Source organism: Deltaproteobacteria bacterium, assembly GCA_016709225.1.
GTDB classification, from domain to species: Bacteria; Myxococcota_A; Polyangia; order Nannocystales; family Nannocystaceae; genus Xiheibacterium; species Xiheibacterium phototrophicum.
Window position 1 is genome coordinate 1,681,372 of record JADJEE010000002.1, and the last position, 14,855, is coordinate 1,696,226.

At 70.9% G+C, this 14,855-nt stretch carries 8 protein-coding genes; 2 read left to right on the forward strand and 6 right to left on the reverse strand.

Features of this window, described 5'->3' with window-relative positions; all coding sequences use genetic code 11:
* Positions 1-195 precede the first annotated feature (195 nt).
* Complete coding sequence (locus IPH07_21205) at positions 196-1,389, forward strand: FIST C-terminal domain-containing protein (GenBank protein MBK6919929.1); 1,194 nt, start codon at positions 196-198, stop codon at positions 1,387-1,389.
* A 22-nt stretch (positions 1,390-1,411) separates the two neighbouring features.
* Here the strand turns inward: IPH07_21205 and IPH07_21210 are convergent, their stop codons facing one another.
* From IPH07_21210 to IPH07_21235, 6 genes are all read right to left on the reverse strand, one after another.
* Positions 1,412-4,198, reverse strand: coding sequence for a VCBS repeat-containing protein (locus tag IPH07_21210; GenBank protein ID MBK6919930.1), 2,787 nt, complete (start codon positions 4,196-4,198; stop codon positions 1,412-1,414).
* Positions 4,195-6,696 (reverse strand): PKD domain-containing protein, encoded by a 2,502-nt coding sequence (locus IPH07_21215; protein ID MBK6919931.1) that lies wholly within the window; start codon positions 6,694-6,696, stop codon positions 4,195-4,197. The genes IPH07_21210 and IPH07_21215 overlap by 4 nt, the downstream gene beginning before the upstream one ends.
* 131 nt (positions 6,697-6,827) lie before the next feature.
* Complete coding sequence (mscL, locus tag IPH07_21220; GenBank protein ID MBK6919932.1) at positions 6,828-7,223, reverse strand: large-conductance mechanosensitive channel protein MscL; 396 nt, start codon at positions 7,221-7,223, stop codon at positions 6,828-6,830.
* Between the two features lie 107 nt (positions 7,224-7,330).
* On the reverse strand, positions 7,331-9,364 hold the full coding sequence (locus tag IPH07_21225) for a hypothetical protein (protein MBK6919933.1): 2,034 nt from the start codon (positions 9,362-9,364) through the stop codon (positions 7,331-7,333).
* The gene (locus IPH07_21230) at positions 9,351-11,483 is read right to left on the reverse strand and encodes an alpha-glucosidase C-terminal domain-containing protein (GenBank protein ID MBK6919934.1); all 2,133 of its coding nucleotides are present in this window, start codon (positions 11,481-11,483) and stop codon (positions 9,351-9,353) included. The genes IPH07_21225 and IPH07_21230 overlap by 14 nt, the downstream gene beginning before the upstream one ends.
* A gap of 79 nt (positions 11,484-11,562) precedes the next feature.
* Positions 11,563-12,642, reverse strand: a complete 1,080-nt coding sequence (locus IPH07_21235) for an alkane 1-monooxygenase (GenBank protein MBK6919935.1) — start codon at positions 12,640-12,642, stop codon at positions 11,563-11,565.
* Positions 12,643-13,113: 471 nt separating this feature from the next.
* Between IPH07_21235 and IPH07_21240 the strand changes: the two genes are divergently transcribed.
* Positions 13,114-14,835, forward strand: coding sequence for a DUF1592 domain-containing protein (locus IPH07_21240; GenBank protein ID MBK6919936.1), 1,722 nt, complete (start codon positions 13,114-13,116; stop codon positions 14,833-14,835).
* The last annotated feature ends 20 nt before the right edge of the window (positions 14,836-14,855 follow it).

Here is a 14,855-nt window from a genome sequence, read left to right on the forward strand (position 1 = left end):
ATACGGCCATCGTCGCGGTCGAGATGGAGGGCGGCGACTGGCGCCTGGCCGAGCTGCAGGCGGGCAGCGCGTTCGTGGTCGACCAGGGCGACTGCGACCATGTGGGTAACCGCGACGTGGCCCACTTGACCACGCCGGGCGCGGGCGTGGCTCGACCTGCGGGGGCCTTGGCGCCATACTGCCCGCGAGAACGCGATGCAGTGGTGCTCTGAGGTCTCGATCGCGCCGAGCTTCGTCGATGCGTTGGCGGAGGCGGCCACCGGCGTCCGGCGCAAGCTCGGTGTGGTCGCACCCGACGTCGTGTTCGCGTTCGCGTCGCCCCACCACCGTGAGCACTTCGACGTGTTGGCCGAGACGATCGCCGACGCCTGCGGTGCGCCGGTCGTGTTCGGTTGCTCCGGCGGCGGCGTGATCGGTGGCGAGCGCGAGGTCGAGCGCAAGCCGGCGCTGTCGTTGGTCGCGGCCATCCTCCCCGGCGTGCAGCTGCGAGCGGTGCACTGCAGCCCGGAGGAGCTCGGCGACCGCGACGGTGCGCGCGACGACTGGCATGCACGCCTCGGCATGGGCCCCGACGACGTCGAGGCGCTCATCACGATGCTCGATCCGTTCAGCTGCGAACCGGCGCCGCTGCTGCGCCAGCTCGACCTCGCGCTGCCGACGTCCGCCATCGTCGGCGGCGTCGCATCGGGCGGACAGAACGCCGGTGAGGTGGCCTTGTTCGCCGACGGGCTGTGCCACCGAAGCGGGATGATCGCGCTGGCGATGGGCGGCAACCTGCGCGTCGACACCCTGCTGGCGCAGGGTTGTCGGCCGATCGGGGAGCCGATGTTCGTCACCCGCGCCGAGGCCGGCATGGCCTACGAGCTCGATGGACGGGTATCGGCGAAGGTGCTGCAGGAGCTGTACGAGCGCAGCTCGCCGCCGGACCGCCAGCGCATGCGCAGCGCGCTGTTCCTCGGCGTGGTGATGGAGGCCGGACACGAGCGCTACCGCACCGGCGATTTCCTCGTGCGCAACATCGTGGGTCTCGACGCCCGCACCGGCGGCCTCGCCGTGACGTCGGCGCTGCTTCGCGGCATGGTGGTGCAGTTCCACGTCCGCGACGCCGAGACCTCGGCCAACGACCTCGCGCGGCAGCTGACCGCCGCGCGCGGCGAGGGCGTGCGGCCCAACGGCGCGCTCATGTTCAGCTGCCTCGGTCGCGGCCAAGGTCTCTACGGCCGCCCCGACTTCGACCTCGAGGCCATCCGCGACACCTTCGGCGAGCTCCCGATCGGCGGGTTCTTCGGCAACGGCGAGATCGGCCCGCTCGGGCACCACCGCGGACGGACGTTCATGCACGGCTACACCACCGCGCTCGCGATGTTCTCGCGCCGTCACGTCGACTGACGGCGCATGTGAGCGTCGCGGATCAGGCCGCGCGCCGACGCCGACGCGGCCACGCAGCCGCAAGCGCGAGCAACCACCACGGGCGGGTGGCGGGCTCGGACTGCTGGCAGCCGCAGCCGGCCGCGTCGCCGTCACCGGTGGCACCGGCACCGTCGGAGCCGCTGCCATCGGCGCCGCCGGTCGCACCGTCGGTGCCGCCGGCATCGCCACCCTCGGCCGAGCCACCGCCGCTGGCATCGCCGCCGCTGCCATCACCGGCGCCGCCACAGTCGGTGTCGAGACCGTCGCCGTCACCGTCGCAATCGTTGTCGATGCCGTCGTCGCAGACCTCGGTCTGCGGCGTGACCTCGCCGACACACTCGCCCCAGCCGGCCGGGCCGCACTGCTGGGTCCCACCGACGCACATCGCGACGCCTTCGGTGCCGGCGGGACCGGAGTAGCAGGCCTGCTCGTCACCCGTCGTGCACGGCGGTGGCTCACCTTCGACTTCGACCTGCGTGGTCGCGATCGCGATGCGACCGTCGTTGTCCCGCACGAGCAAGGTCGCGGTGTAGCTGCCGCCAGCGAGGTACTCGTGCGTGGCCTTGCGCCCGAGCGCGGTGGTGCCATCGCCGAAGTACCACTCGTATCGCACCAGCTTGCCGTCGCCGTCGTCGCTGCCGGTCGCGTCGAATTCGACCGGGAACGGCGCCGCACCGGCGGTCGCCGAGCTACCCAGCACGGCGGTCGGAGCCTGGCCCCCGCCGTTGGTGGCGAGGAACTGCTGCTGCACGGTGACCTCGTTGCCATCCATGTCCGCGGCGGTCACCGACATCGTCACGAACGCGGCATCGGGCAGCGCGAGCGTCTCGTCGAACGCGGCCACGAGCACGCCGTTGTCGAGACGGTACGCGAGATCGCTGAGATCCGCCCCCGCCGCGCGACCACCATTGCCGGGGTCGCCCAGCGGCTGGTCGAAGCGCACGCGAACCGAGTCGGGATCGACCCCGCTGCCACCGTCGGCGAGCTGCACGACCACGCGAGGATGCGGATACCAGTCCTGCTCGGTCGGTGAGATGACCGCGATGCGCGGCGGCTCGGTATCGGCACCCATCACCGCGGGCACCACCGCGGTGACCTCGGGCGAGAGCGGCGCCTCGGTGTTCGCGGTGCCGGTGAAGCCCACGGCGTACTGGTAGATCTCGCCGGCCAAGACGCCGCGATCGATGAACTGCAGCTGTCCGCCGACGATGCTGGCGTCCGCATGGCCGAGCACGGCCGCGCCGCTCGAGGTGGTGATCGGCACCGAGAGCCCCTCGTCGCCGTGGTGCTCACCGATGACCGCGACCAGCTCGCGGTCGCGGGTGTCGAGGCCGGGCGAGGACGAGCGGTACACGCGGTAGTGACCGCTCGTGATTGCGTGCTGGGGCAGGTCCCAAATCAGCGTGACGGCATCGCTGACTGCGTCGGCGACGGTGAGCCCCCGCGGGCTGTCGGCGGGCAGGCCGTCGTCGGCTGCGTGCAGATTGAAGAACTCGTGCACCCGGTCGCCACCAATGCCAACCCAAACGTCGATTGCGCCGTCGCGATCGAGATCGGCGAACTCGACGTCGGCGCCGAGCGCTGCGCCGCCCGAGAGGAACAGCTGCGAGTGCGCGCTCGAATACGTGAAGCTGCCGCTACCGTCGTTGAGGTACAGCTGCAGGTGGTGCATGCCGCCCATGTTGGCGGTCTCGAGCGCGATGAAGTCGAGATCACCGTCGTAGTCGATGTCGCCCAGCGTCGCGTTGCCGGCCGTCAGTGCCGCACCGCCCCAGTCGGCGCCATCGAAGCGCGCGTCCGACTCGTTGGTGAAGTTGCCGCTGCCGTCGTTCACGGCGACACCGTGCCGCACGAGCGCGTCACCGCCGGCGAACGACGCGCCACAGCGACCCAGCACGAGATCGAGATCGAGATCGCCATCGATGTCGCCCAACGTCATCGCGCTGCCGAAGCCCGAGCACGTCGTCGGCAGCGGCACATCCTCGAGGGTGTAGTGACCGGTGCCGTCGTTGCGCGCCAGCTGCGTGCCACCGCTGGCCCCCTCGGCCCCCTGGTCGGTGCCGTGCTGGATCATGAGGTCGTAGTCGCCGTCGCCGTCGACGTCGGCCGACGCGACGCCCACGATGAAGTCGGTGTTGCCGAAGGGGAAGCCGCGCATCGCCGCCTCCTGGCTCATGGTCCCGCTGCCGTCGTTGACGAGCAGGCTGAACTGCACCGGGCCGCCGCACGACGCGTTGGAGCAGAACGCGTGGGCGATCGCGAGGTCGACGTCACCGTCGCCCTCGACGTCGGTGTTGACGATGTTGAGCGCGCTGCGCGAGATCTGCCACGTGGTCGAGAAGCGCCCGCCGCGGTTGCTCTGCAGCACCAGCGGCTCGCCGTTGCCACCCGAGATGCAGTCGGGATCGAGATCGTTGTCGAGGTCGGCCCACTGGAAGCCGTCTTCGCCCCAGCCGGACGCGCCCGGCATACCGCGCAGCAAGAACCCGGTGTACCCCGGTAGCGCCGTCATCAGGCCCTCGCCGGTGTTGAGTAACAGGCCGTAGCGAGCACCGAGCGCGCGATCAGGCCAGCCATCGAGATCGAAGTCGGCGATGTCGCCGTCGTAGTAGTTCTCGTTGGAGTTGATCATGTCCGGGTGGGTCCCGGTGAATGCGAAGCTGTCGGTCGCGAGGTCGTCGCTGCGATCCTCGAGGCCCGGCCACGGCGCCGCGGCGGCGACGGCAGGCGCAGCGCCCCACAGGGCACAGGTCGTGAGCAGGCGGCGACGAAGGGCGTGGCGGTTCATGGCGTGGCTTCCTTGCGACGGCGACGCAGCGCCAGCGCGGTGATGGTCATGAGCGCGAACGCGGGCGAGGAGCCGGCGCGCGTGCGGCAGGCACAGCCGCCGTGGTCGGCCTCGGCGGTGGCGCCTGCGGTGGTGGTGGCGTCTTCGCCTTCGGTGGTGCCGGTGGTGTCCCCACCGCCGTCGGCGTCCTCGCCGGAGCTCGAACCTCTGCCGTCGTCGCCGCCGCTCGAGTCGTCGCCACCGTCGTCGGGTGGGAGCTCGTCGGCGCTGCCGTCGAGCGCGAGCAGGAACGCGATCAGGTCATCGAGCTCGGCGTCGCTCAGCTGCGAGGTGTGACCGTGCTGATCATCGGGGTTGTGCAGCGTCAGGACCTCGAGCAGATCGGCCGCGCGACCGTCGTGCAGGTACGGCGGCGTAGCCCACACCCCCAGCACGCTCGGGGTGTCGAGCCCCACCAGCGGCCCACCGAGTCGGCCGCCCGACGACGGCAGGAGCGTGCCGACGTCGTGGAGCACGAACGCGTCGGCCGCCAGCGTGCTGTCGGTGAAGCGCGGCGGCGCGTGACAGCTCGCGCACGCGATCACCTCGTCGTAGAAGAGCGCTTTGCCGCGCTGGGCCGCCGCATCGAGGCCGCCGAGCTCGGTGCGCCACGGCGAGCCCGGCGCTGCGTCGAGCGAGGTCACGTAGGCGGCCAGCGCGTCGAGCTCGGCGCTGCGCCCGGCGTTGGGCGGGCCCTCGAGCGGGGCGAACGGCGGCATGCCGTCGTGGGCCAGGCCGCTGCCGCCGAAGCCGTCGACGATGTCGTTCTCGAAATCCTGGATCTCGTCGAAGTTGGCGCTCCAGTGCACCGGACCGTGACCCATGCCGGCGTGACCACGCAGGTCGATGGTGTTGCGCAGTCCCTCGCCGGTCTGCGTGAAATCCCAGGTGCGCCCGTCGTGACCGCCACTCGGGTGGCATGACGCGCACGCGATGTAATTCTGCTCGGAGTGCTCGGGACCGCGCGAGCGGTTGAACATCTGCTTGCCGAGCAACAGCTGCGGCGAGAGTGGCTCGTCGGTCACCGCGATCGTCGCGACCACGGCGGCCGCCGTGGGCTCGGTGAGGTCGAGCTCCATCACGTCGCGCGTCAGCTCGTTGCGCACCCACGCGCGCGTGCCATCGTCGGTGATGGCGATCGCGTCGGGCACGTGACCGAGATCGATGCGGGTCTCGAACGACGCGACGCTGCCGTCGCTGGCGTCGACCAGCGCGGCCTTGGGCAGGTCGTAGACCGACAGCATGCCGGCGCCGCGATGCAGCAGGTAGGCATAGCGGCCGCGGGGCGAGAACGCGATCGCGGCCACGCTGTCGGCGTCGTTGGTGTCGAGCCGGCGCGTGGTGAGTTCGAGCTCACCGCCGACGGCATCGATCGCGAACATGGCCCCGCGCACCCGGTTGTGCGGCGTGAGGTCGTTGCCGTCGACGAACGCGCCGCGGCCGGTGTTGGACTTGAGGCCACCGACCCACAGCGCATCGCCGGCGGGGGTCAGCACCGCGGTCCCGAGCAGGTTCGGGAAGCCGCGCCCCGACGCGGTGGTGTCGGGGCCGAGATCCTCGGCGAGGGTGATCTCGCCGACGAGCTCCCCCGTCTGTAGATCGACGCGGCTCACGAGACCGTGGTCGCCGGTGGTCAGGAAGTGGGTGACCCACGCGGTCGTGCCGCCCGCATCGACTGCGATCGCGCGTGGCGACGCTGCGGTCGCGATCAACGACACCTCGCCATCGTCGACGATGGCGACCGCGGCGAGGCTGGGCAGGGTCACGAGCACACGACCGTCGGCGAGCGCGACCAGCTCGCCGGGCGTCGACGGCAGCTCGGTACTCCGGGCGGCGGTACCGGCCACAGGGTCCACGTGCCACAACCCCCGATCGCCACCGCACGCGACCACGAGCGCGCTGCCGTCGTCGGCGTACGCGAGCGACAGCGGCGCGTCGCCGACCTCGAGCTCGACGACACTGCGGCGATCGACCGATACGATCGACACCGAGTCGCTGTCGGTGTTGGCGACCGCGAGCTCGGTCTGGTCGGGGGACAGCACCAGCGCGGCCGAGTGACGCGGCGCGGTCGCAGTCGGCGGCAACACGACCACCACGTCGATGAACGCCAGCGTGGTGGAGACGCCGTCACTGGCGGTCAGCACCGCCGTGTGCAGCCCCAGCGTGTCGTAGGCGTGGCTGGTCTGCGGCCCGCTGGCGACGGTGCCGTCGCCGAGGTCCCAGTCCAACGTGAGCGGCTGCGGGCCGTCGTCGGGATCGAAGGTCCCGGCGCTGTCGAACAGCACCACCTCGCCCAACAACGCCTCGTACGGGGTCGCGGCGGCCTTGGCCACCGGTGGGAAGTTGCCGGCCTGCGCGGTCGTGGCGGCGCCGAGCAACGCGGTCGCGGCGAGCCATGGCGCGAGCGCGCGCACGCCCGCGCCGGCCGTCACCGCGCGCAGGCCCGCGCCGATGCGCATGTCGAGCCGCTCCACGTGGGCGGTGGGTCACCCGGCGGCGCGGCCGATTACAGCGCGACGCAACTTTCTCCCACGCGCGCCAGCCGGCGCGCTGCCCGTGCGCGACGGCAACGCGCCGGAGTGCGCGGGCCTCACGGCTTCTTCAGTAGATCGCGGATCTCCATCAGCAGCTCTTGGTCCTTGGTGGGACCGGCCGGCGGCGGCGCGGCGACTGGCTTCTTCAGGCGGTTCATGGCGCGGACCATCATGAACACCGCGAACGCCATGATGGTGAAGTCGATGCACATCTGCACGAACTTGCCCCACCGCAGCATCACCGCCGGCTTGTCACCGACCGCGGCCTTCAGCTGGACCGCGAGATCGCTGAAGTCCACGCCGCCGAGCAAGAGCCCCAGCGGCGGCATCACGACGTCCTCGACCGCCGATGCGACGATCTTGCCGAAGGCACCGCCGATGATGACACCGACGGCCATGTCGACCACGTTGCCCTTTACGGCGAACTCTTTGAACTCTTGCATCAAGCCCATGGCGATTGCTCCGTTGTCGACGCGCGCGGACGAGACCGCGCCGAGCGACGGCGGACACTACCGGGAAATCCCGGACGCGACGCGGGGTATTGTTCCCCACGGCGGGGTTAGGGCCGCGCAAGCACCCGGGTGCTACGGGCCGGGACATCCACCGACGGACCCATGACGGCCTCGTCCGTGAGCAAGTCCACCAAGTTTTCGCTCGGGACGCCGCCGATCGCATGGCTCGCGTCGCCCCGGTTCACCAGCACCCACAGCTCGTCCCCGCCGTGCGCGACCCGATAGGCGAACGTGTCGGCGTCGGCCGAGATCGTCTCGCGCGTGCCCCGACGCGTGGCCTCGTGCTCCGCACGGATCGTCAGCAGCCGCTGCACGCGGTCGTGCAGGAGCATCTGCCCGGCGCCATAGCCCTGCCACTGCATCGGGCGGCGGTTGTCGGGGTCGCCACCGCCGGCCATGCCGTACTCGTCCCCGTAGTAGATGAGCGGCGCGCCCTTGGTGGTCAGGAGGATCGCGAAGGCGTTCGCGAGCCGCTCGAAGGCCGCGGTCCCAGCCGGCAGCCCGGGTTGGTTCGACCACGCGCGATCCTTGCCGTCCGCCCACTGGTTGTCCCAGACGGGGGTGTCCTGCGCGAGGTGGATCGCCCGCGGGATGTCGTGATTGCCGATGAACGTACTCATGATCGCCGCGCCGTAGTAGTCGTCGTTCGCGTCCATGAACGAGGCCAGATCGGACATCGATCCGCCGCGCATCAGCACGTTGTAGGCCAGCTGCATGCGCAGCGGGAAGTCGAACTGCCCGTCGAGCATGTCGGCGCCGACGTAGTGGGCAATGGTCGCCTGCTCGCCGGTGAAGGTCTCGCCGACCATGTAGAAGTGCTCGGCGGTCTCGGGCTCGACCTCGTCGGTCACACGCGCGCGCAGGTCGAGCAGCCACGCGTCCTCGATGTGCTTGACCGCATCGAGCCGGTAGCCGTCGACGCCGGTGTCGGCGATCCACTGTAGCGCGTTGTCGACCGAGAACTGGCGCGCAGCCGCGTTGGTGAAGTCGTAGTCGGGCAGGTACGACGTGAACCAGCAGCGGCGGGCCTGGTCACCGTCCCAGCTGCAGCCCGAGCCGCACACGCAGTCGCCGCCTGCGCCGTTGTCGTTGGGCCAGAACCAATCGGGGTGATCGGTGTAGACCGGCGAGCTGACGTGGACGTGGTTCATCGCATAGTCGAACAGCACCTTGAGCCCGTGGGTGTGGGCGGTGTCGACCAGCTGCTGCAGCTCGGCGAGGGTGCCGAAGTGCTCCTCGGTCTGGTCGACGTCGGCCGGCCAGTAGCCGTGGTAGGCGGAGTACTGGTGGCCATCGGAGCCGAGCCCGGTGGCGTTCGTGTTGTCGAGCGGGACGCTGAGCCACAGCGTGTTGACGCCGAGATCCTCGAAGTAGCCGGCCTCGATGCGCGCCGTGACCCCGGCCCAGTCGCCGCCTTGCCAGTCCGCCGCCATCGGCACGCCGACGCCGCCGTCATTGCTGGGGTCGCCGTTCTCGAAGCGATCGACGAACACGAAGTAGATGATCGAGTCGCGCCAGTCGAAGGTGCCGATGACGTCGGGCTCGCAGGTGTAGTCCTCGCAGGTCTGCGGCTGCAGCACCGAGTTCTCGCCGCCGTTGCCGTCGGGCACCGTGCTGGGGTTCTCGGGATCGGGCACCCAGTCGGTGTCGTCGACGCGGAACTTGTACTGGACCTCGGTCTCGAACGGCAGCGGCACGCTCGCGCGCCACGTGTCGCCGGCCTTGGACATGGCGACCCCGACCTCCCAGCCATCGCTCGCGAAATCGCCGTGCACCACCACGGTGCCGTAGCCGGCGTCGGCGAGCGCGAACTCGTGGGCGCAGCGCTTGTTGGCGTCGTCGCACTCGGTCGGCCCACCGGTTGTCTCGTCGCCCGAATCGGCGCCGCTGGCCGAGCCCACGCTCGAGCTGTAGCTGCCGGCCGAGCCGACCCCGTCGGTGGGATCGAAACCGTCGGTGTCCGGCGGCTCGAGCGTGGTCGCCGACTGCAGCTCGTCCTTGCCGCACGCGCCCGCGGCGAGCGAAGCGGTCGAGATCGCAGCGGGGACGATGAAGCGGCGCAATCGATCAGAGACAGGCATGGCTCTCCGGCAGCAACACGCGGGCACCGAACGGTGGCAGCTCGAGCGTCACACCGCCCGCGCCGACCTCGAAGCGCTCGCCCGACATCGCGTCCTTATACCACCCGGGCTCGACCGCCGCGGGCACCGACAGGGCGCTGGCCGCATCGGCGCGGGAGACCACCACGAGGACGTCGTCCTGGCCCGCCAACTCGCGGACGAAGGCGAGCTGGTCGGCGGTGGCGCCGAGCGAGCGCCAGCCCCCACGGCGCAGTGTGATCGCGCAGCGTCGCAATCGCCCCAGTGCCGCGACGACCTCGCGCAGCGCCATCGGCTCGGGCGCGACGTCGGCGTCGTCGGGCATGACGCGGCGGTTGTCGGGATCGGCGGCGCCGGCCAACGCGAGCTCGTCGCCGTAGTAGAGCACCGGCATGCCCGGCAGCGTGAACAGCAGCACGAAGCCGAGTCGCACCCGCGCGAGCACCTCGGGCGCGAGCACCTCGGGCGCTGGCGCGGTCCAAGCATCGGCGTCCTCGTCGCCCGCGAGCGCGGTCACGAAGCGCGTTGTGTCGTGGTTGCCGAGCATGCGCGCGAGCACACTGCCCGATCCGATCAACGCCTCATCCTGAGCTGCCATGGTCGTGACCAACTGCTCGAAGCCAGCGTCGCCCCGCAGCACGTCGCGCAGCGCCCACATGGTCGGGAAGTCGAACGCGCTGTCGAGGCCGTCGGGCCCGAGGTGATAGCGCAGCGCCGCGATGCCTCCCGCGCCCGCGCCGGTGAAGACCTCGCCGACGAAGCTGGTGCCTTCGCGCGGGCCGACCGCACGCCGCACGCCGTCGTAGATGCGACGGGTCGCCGCCCGCGGCATCATCGGCACCGCGTCGACACGAAAGCCGTCGACCCCGAACCGGTCGACCCACTGCCGCGCGTCGTCGATCGCGAACGCGAGCGCGTCGCGCTGTTGCAGCCGCACGTCGGGCAGATACGGCGTGAACCAGCAGGTCTCGATGTCGCTCGACCACGGGCAGTCCGGGGCGCCGCAGATGCACGGCGGCTCCCGCGTGTTGAACCAACCCTCGGCTTCGTGCGCCGCGACGCGCGGGTTGGTCTCGTCATAGTGGTTGGGCACCAGGTCGAGCAGCACGCGCAGCCCATGCTCGTGGGCGAGCTCGACCACGGCGGTCAGCGCCGCCTCGCCGCCGATGCGTGGTTCGACCGTGCGGGTGTCGACCGGCCAGTAGCCGTGGTAGCCGGTGTAGAGATGATCATCGTCGCGGCCGACGCGGGCGTCGACGGGATTCACCACCACGGGTGACAGCCACAGCGTGCTGACACCGAAGCGCTCGAAGTAGCCCTGCTCGATCATCGCCCGTACGCCGTCGAGCGTGCCGCCTGCGCGCGCACCAGGGTCGACCGGGGGCGCCAGCGCGGCACCGTCGTCGCCACGAAAGCGATCGATCAGCACCTGGTAGATGATGGCGTCGTCGAGCTGCGCGGCGACCGGGTCCTGCCAGTGGACCGCCGGCGCCGCGGGTCCGCGCGCGCCATCGGCATCGATCGCCACCAGCTCGAGCGTGTGGCGACCACGATCGAGCGGCGGCAGCGGGATGGTCGGCTCGGCCTCGACGACGGCGAGCTCGTCACGCACGGTGCCGTCGATGCGTAGCTCGAGGCGTTCGATCGGCGCGCCGCCCTGCGCGGCCGACAGCTCCGCACGCCAGCGACCGTCGTCGTCCCGTCGCGGGCGCACGCGCGGCTGCTCGCAGTCGTCGACCACCAGCCACGACACCTCGAGCTCGTCACCGCTGCGGAAGCCGCCGAGCCCGACCAGGGGATCGACGTGGGCGGTGCCGGCCTCCACAAGCAGGTAGCCGTACTCGCCCGGCGGCAGACGCAGGCGCACGTACTGCCACGGCGGCTCCCCGTGGCGCTGCAGCGCGATCGTCGAGTTCCACCCGTCCCACTCGCCCTGCACCGACACCTCGGTGCCCGCACGTCGCGGCCGCGCCCAGATCACCGCCTCGCACGTGCCCGCGCGCGCGTCCGCGGGCGTCGACTCGCCACAGCCCCACGACGACAGCAGCGCCGCGACACCGAAGACGGCGGCCCGCACGGGGCGCTGTGCGATCGTCGGCATGCGGGGCACCGCCCATGGTAGCCAGCCCCACGCGTCGTCGACGAGCACCGCCACCGATCCGGGCGGCGGTGCGGATCGGCTACGACCTGGAGGCCGCAGCCGCCGGCGGCGCGAAGAACTCGGCCCGCGCCGCGGCCACGCGCGGGTCCATCACGCGTCGCCACAGCGGCGGCACGAGCGCGAGCAGCACCATCGTGGCGTAGCCCGCGGGGAGCTGCGGCACGTCGTCGTGGTGGCGCAGCGCGTCATAGGGTCGACTCGCGAGGTAGTGGTGATCGGAGTGGCGCTGGAGGTTGAACAGCAGCCAGTTGCTGACGCGGTGGTTGGCGTTCCACGAGTGGCGCGGTGCCACCCGCTCGTAACGCCCCTCGGCACCGCGCGCGCGTACCAGGCCGTAGTGCTCGACGTAGTTCACGATCTCGAGCATCGCGATCGCGACCGCGGCCTGAGCCAGGTAGACCGCCACGCCGACCGCCCCGAGCGTGGCTGCGAGCAGCCCGATCACGACGGCCTGTACCGCCGCGTAGCGCAGCATTCGGTTGCTCGGGTGCAGCGCCGGACGGCCTGCACGACGCATGCGCTCGGCCTCGATGCCCCACGCGCTCGCGAAGCCGCCGACGACCGTGCGCGGCAGGAACGCCCACAGGCTCTCGCCGAGCCGAGAGCTCGCGGGATCCTCCGGGGTCGCGACGTTGCGGTGATGACCGTGCACGTGCTCGACGCAGAAGTGGGCGTAGGCGACCGAGCTCATCAGCAGCTCCGCCAACGCCCGCGCCCATCGCTGCGGCCGATGCATGAGCTCGTGCGCGATGGTGATGCCGATGCCGCCGGTCATGAGGCCCAGCGAGACGATCGCCAGCACGCTCGAGACGTCGAGCCGTGACGCGATCGAGATCGCGTGGCTCGTGCGTGCCACGAGCCACACCTCGACCAACAGCTGCACGATGACCCACGTCACCAGCGGCACGTCGAAGTGCCAGCGCGACGCACTCGGCGACGCCTCGGGGTTGCGCGCATCTCGACCGACCCACGCGTCGAGCAGCGGCACCACGCCGAACACGAAGAGGATCGCAGCGCCGCTGTACCAGGCGCCCGCGCGAGCGCCTGCGATCACGAGCAACGGAATCGCGAACACGAGGAAGTACCCGGCCACGCGCATCGCTCTTATCTACCCGTGAGTAGATTGAACGTCAAGGGGGGTTTCACGCGGCCGCAGACGGGCCTCTCTGGGGCGGCGGATCGCTCTGCGCGCTCGCCGTCCCATGGTCGACGCGATCACGGTCCACCAAGGTGGCGCACGCCGCACGCGCACGGCTCGGGCGACGCATGCGACACGGCGCTTCCATGAATGGCGCTGCGCGATCGCGTTCTGGCGACAGCTCACGCGCGCCGTACACGAGCGCTGAAACCATCGCCGCTTCGGCGGTAACGACTTCGGTGGTTGCTCGCACACCCGTGACCAGCACTTCGTTTTGCTTCCCTTCGCCCCGCAAACGAAGGATGCTCCCCTAACTTGCCATCGATGCGCGCACGTCGTCCCCCCGCGACGCGCATCGCGTTCGCTGCCTCGCCCCTGCCCGGAGTCGTTCCCGTGACCCGCAGACCTCTACGATCGTCCTCACCACGGCGCGTGCCGCCCCTGTTGGTCGGGCTCGCCGCCGCGGCATCGCTGCAGCTCGCCGGGTGCCACCGCGACGACGCGCATGCCTCCGGTGACGGCACCGGCAACGACACCGGCAGCACCGATGGCACCACCGCCGACGCCACCGATGGCACCGCCGACTCGACCGACGGTCCGACCACCGGCGGTGACACCGGCGAGACGATGATCGAGCCCGCGCCCGGCGGTCTGCGTCGCCTGGTCGGCCGCGAGTACGTCGCGACCATCGAGCTGCTGCTCGGGCCCGAGGCGGCCGCCGCTGCGGTGCCGCCGGCCGACATCTCGCAGGAGGGCTTCGACGCCGTGGGCGCGTCGTTGGTCGCGCTCGACAGCGTCGCCGTCGAGGGCTACGAGACCTCCGCCCGGGCGGTCGCGGACGCAGCCGTCGCGCACCCGGAGACCCTCGGTGCGGTCGCACCGTGCGTGGTCAGCAGCGCCGACGCCAACTGCTACGTCGACGTTGCCACCGCCTTCGGTCGCCTCGCCTATCGGCGCCCACTCGAGCAGGCCGAAATCGACCTGCTCGTCGCGGTCGCCGAGCACGGCATGGACTGGGGCGAGGGCGACTTCGAGGCCGGCCTCAAGTATCAGCTCGCGGCGATCCTGCAGATGCCCAGCTTCCTCTACCTGGTCGAGGTCGGCGAGCCCGACCCCGACAGTGGCTTCCGCAAGCTGAACCCCTACGAGCTCGCGAGCCGCATGTCGATCTTCCTGCTGGGCCGCGGGCCCGACAAGGGTCTGCTCGATCGCGCCGGCGGCGGTCAGCTCGATGGCGAGGAGGCGATCCGCAACGAGGCCGCCACGATGGTCGCGTCGGCGCGGGCTCGCGACGCACTCGGTGGCTTCTTCGACGAGTACCTGCGCCTGCGCAACCTGCCCGACGACTCCAAGAACGCCGACCTCTACCCGCTGTTCGACGGCGACCTCGCGCGGGCGATGCGGCAGGAGAGCCAGCTGCTCGTGCACGACATCGTGTGGGAGCAGGACGGCGACTATCGCGAGCTCTTCACCGCCGATTACACCTTCGTCAACGACCGGCTCGCGGGGCTGTACGGCATCACGCCGCCGGGCCAGGGTGAGATCTACGCCCGCGTGAACTGGCCCGCCTCGCAGCAGCGCGCCGGCTACCTCTCGCAGGCGAGCTTCCTGACGCACCAGGCCAGCTCGCTGCGGACCTCGCCGACCAAGCGCGGCCGCTTCATCCAACAATCGGTGCTGTGCGAGGACATCCCGCCGCCCCCGCCGGGCGTGAACCCGACGCTGCCGCCGCTGCCGGCAGACTCGACCGTGCGCGAGCAGCTGCTCATGCACATGACCGAGGACTCCTGCAACGGCTGCCACGGTCGCACCGACCCGCTCGGCTTCGCCTTCGAGTTCTACGACGCGATCGGGGCCTACCGCACGACCGAGCCCAATGGCCGCGCACTCAGTGCGCAGGGCGAGATCGAAGACCTCGGCAACTGGAACAACGCGCAGGAGCTCGCGGACATCCTCGCAGCCGATCCCCGCACGTCCTCGTGCTTCGTCAAGAACCTCATCCGCGGCGAGCTCGGCCATCGCGAGACCGACGGCGAGGCCGATGCCATCGCGGCGCTCGATCAGACCTTCGCCGACGCGGGCTACAGCGTGCAGACCCTGTTGGTGGAGTTCCCCACCTCCCCCCTCTTCCAGCTGGTCGACGAGCCCAAGTAGGAGCCCCCATGAACAGGTTT

Bases quoted from the DNA above. Each gene is read 5' to 3' on its own strand.
- IPH07_21205 (MBK6919929.1), top strand. From the start codon at position 196: ATGCAGTGGTGCTCTGAGGTCTCGATCGCGCCGAGCTTCGTCGATGCG.
- IPH07_21210 (MBK6919930.1), bottom strand. From the start codon at position 4,198: ATGAACCGCCACGCCCTTCGTCGCCGCCTGCTCACGACCTGTGCCCTG.
- IPH07_21215 (MBK6919931.1), bottom strand. From the start codon at position 6,696: ATGCGCATCGGCGCGGGCCTGCGCGCGGTGACGGCCGGCGCGGGCGTG.
- mscL (MBK6919932.1), bottom strand. From the start codon at position 7,223: ATGGGCTTGATGCAAGAGTTCAAAGAGTTCGCCGTAAAGGGCAACGTG.
- IPH07_21225 (MBK6919933.1), bottom strand. From the start codon at position 9,364: ATGCCTGTCTCTGATCGATTGCGCCGCTTCATCGTCCCCGCTGCGATC.
- IPH07_21230 (MBK6919934.1), bottom strand. From the start codon at position 11,483: ATGCCGACGATCGCACAGCGCCCCGTGCGGGCCGCCGTCTTCGGTGTC.
- IPH07_21235 (MBK6919935.1), bottom strand. From the start codon at position 12,642: ATGCGCGTGGCCGGGTACTTCCTCGTGTTCGCGATTCCGTTGCTCGTG.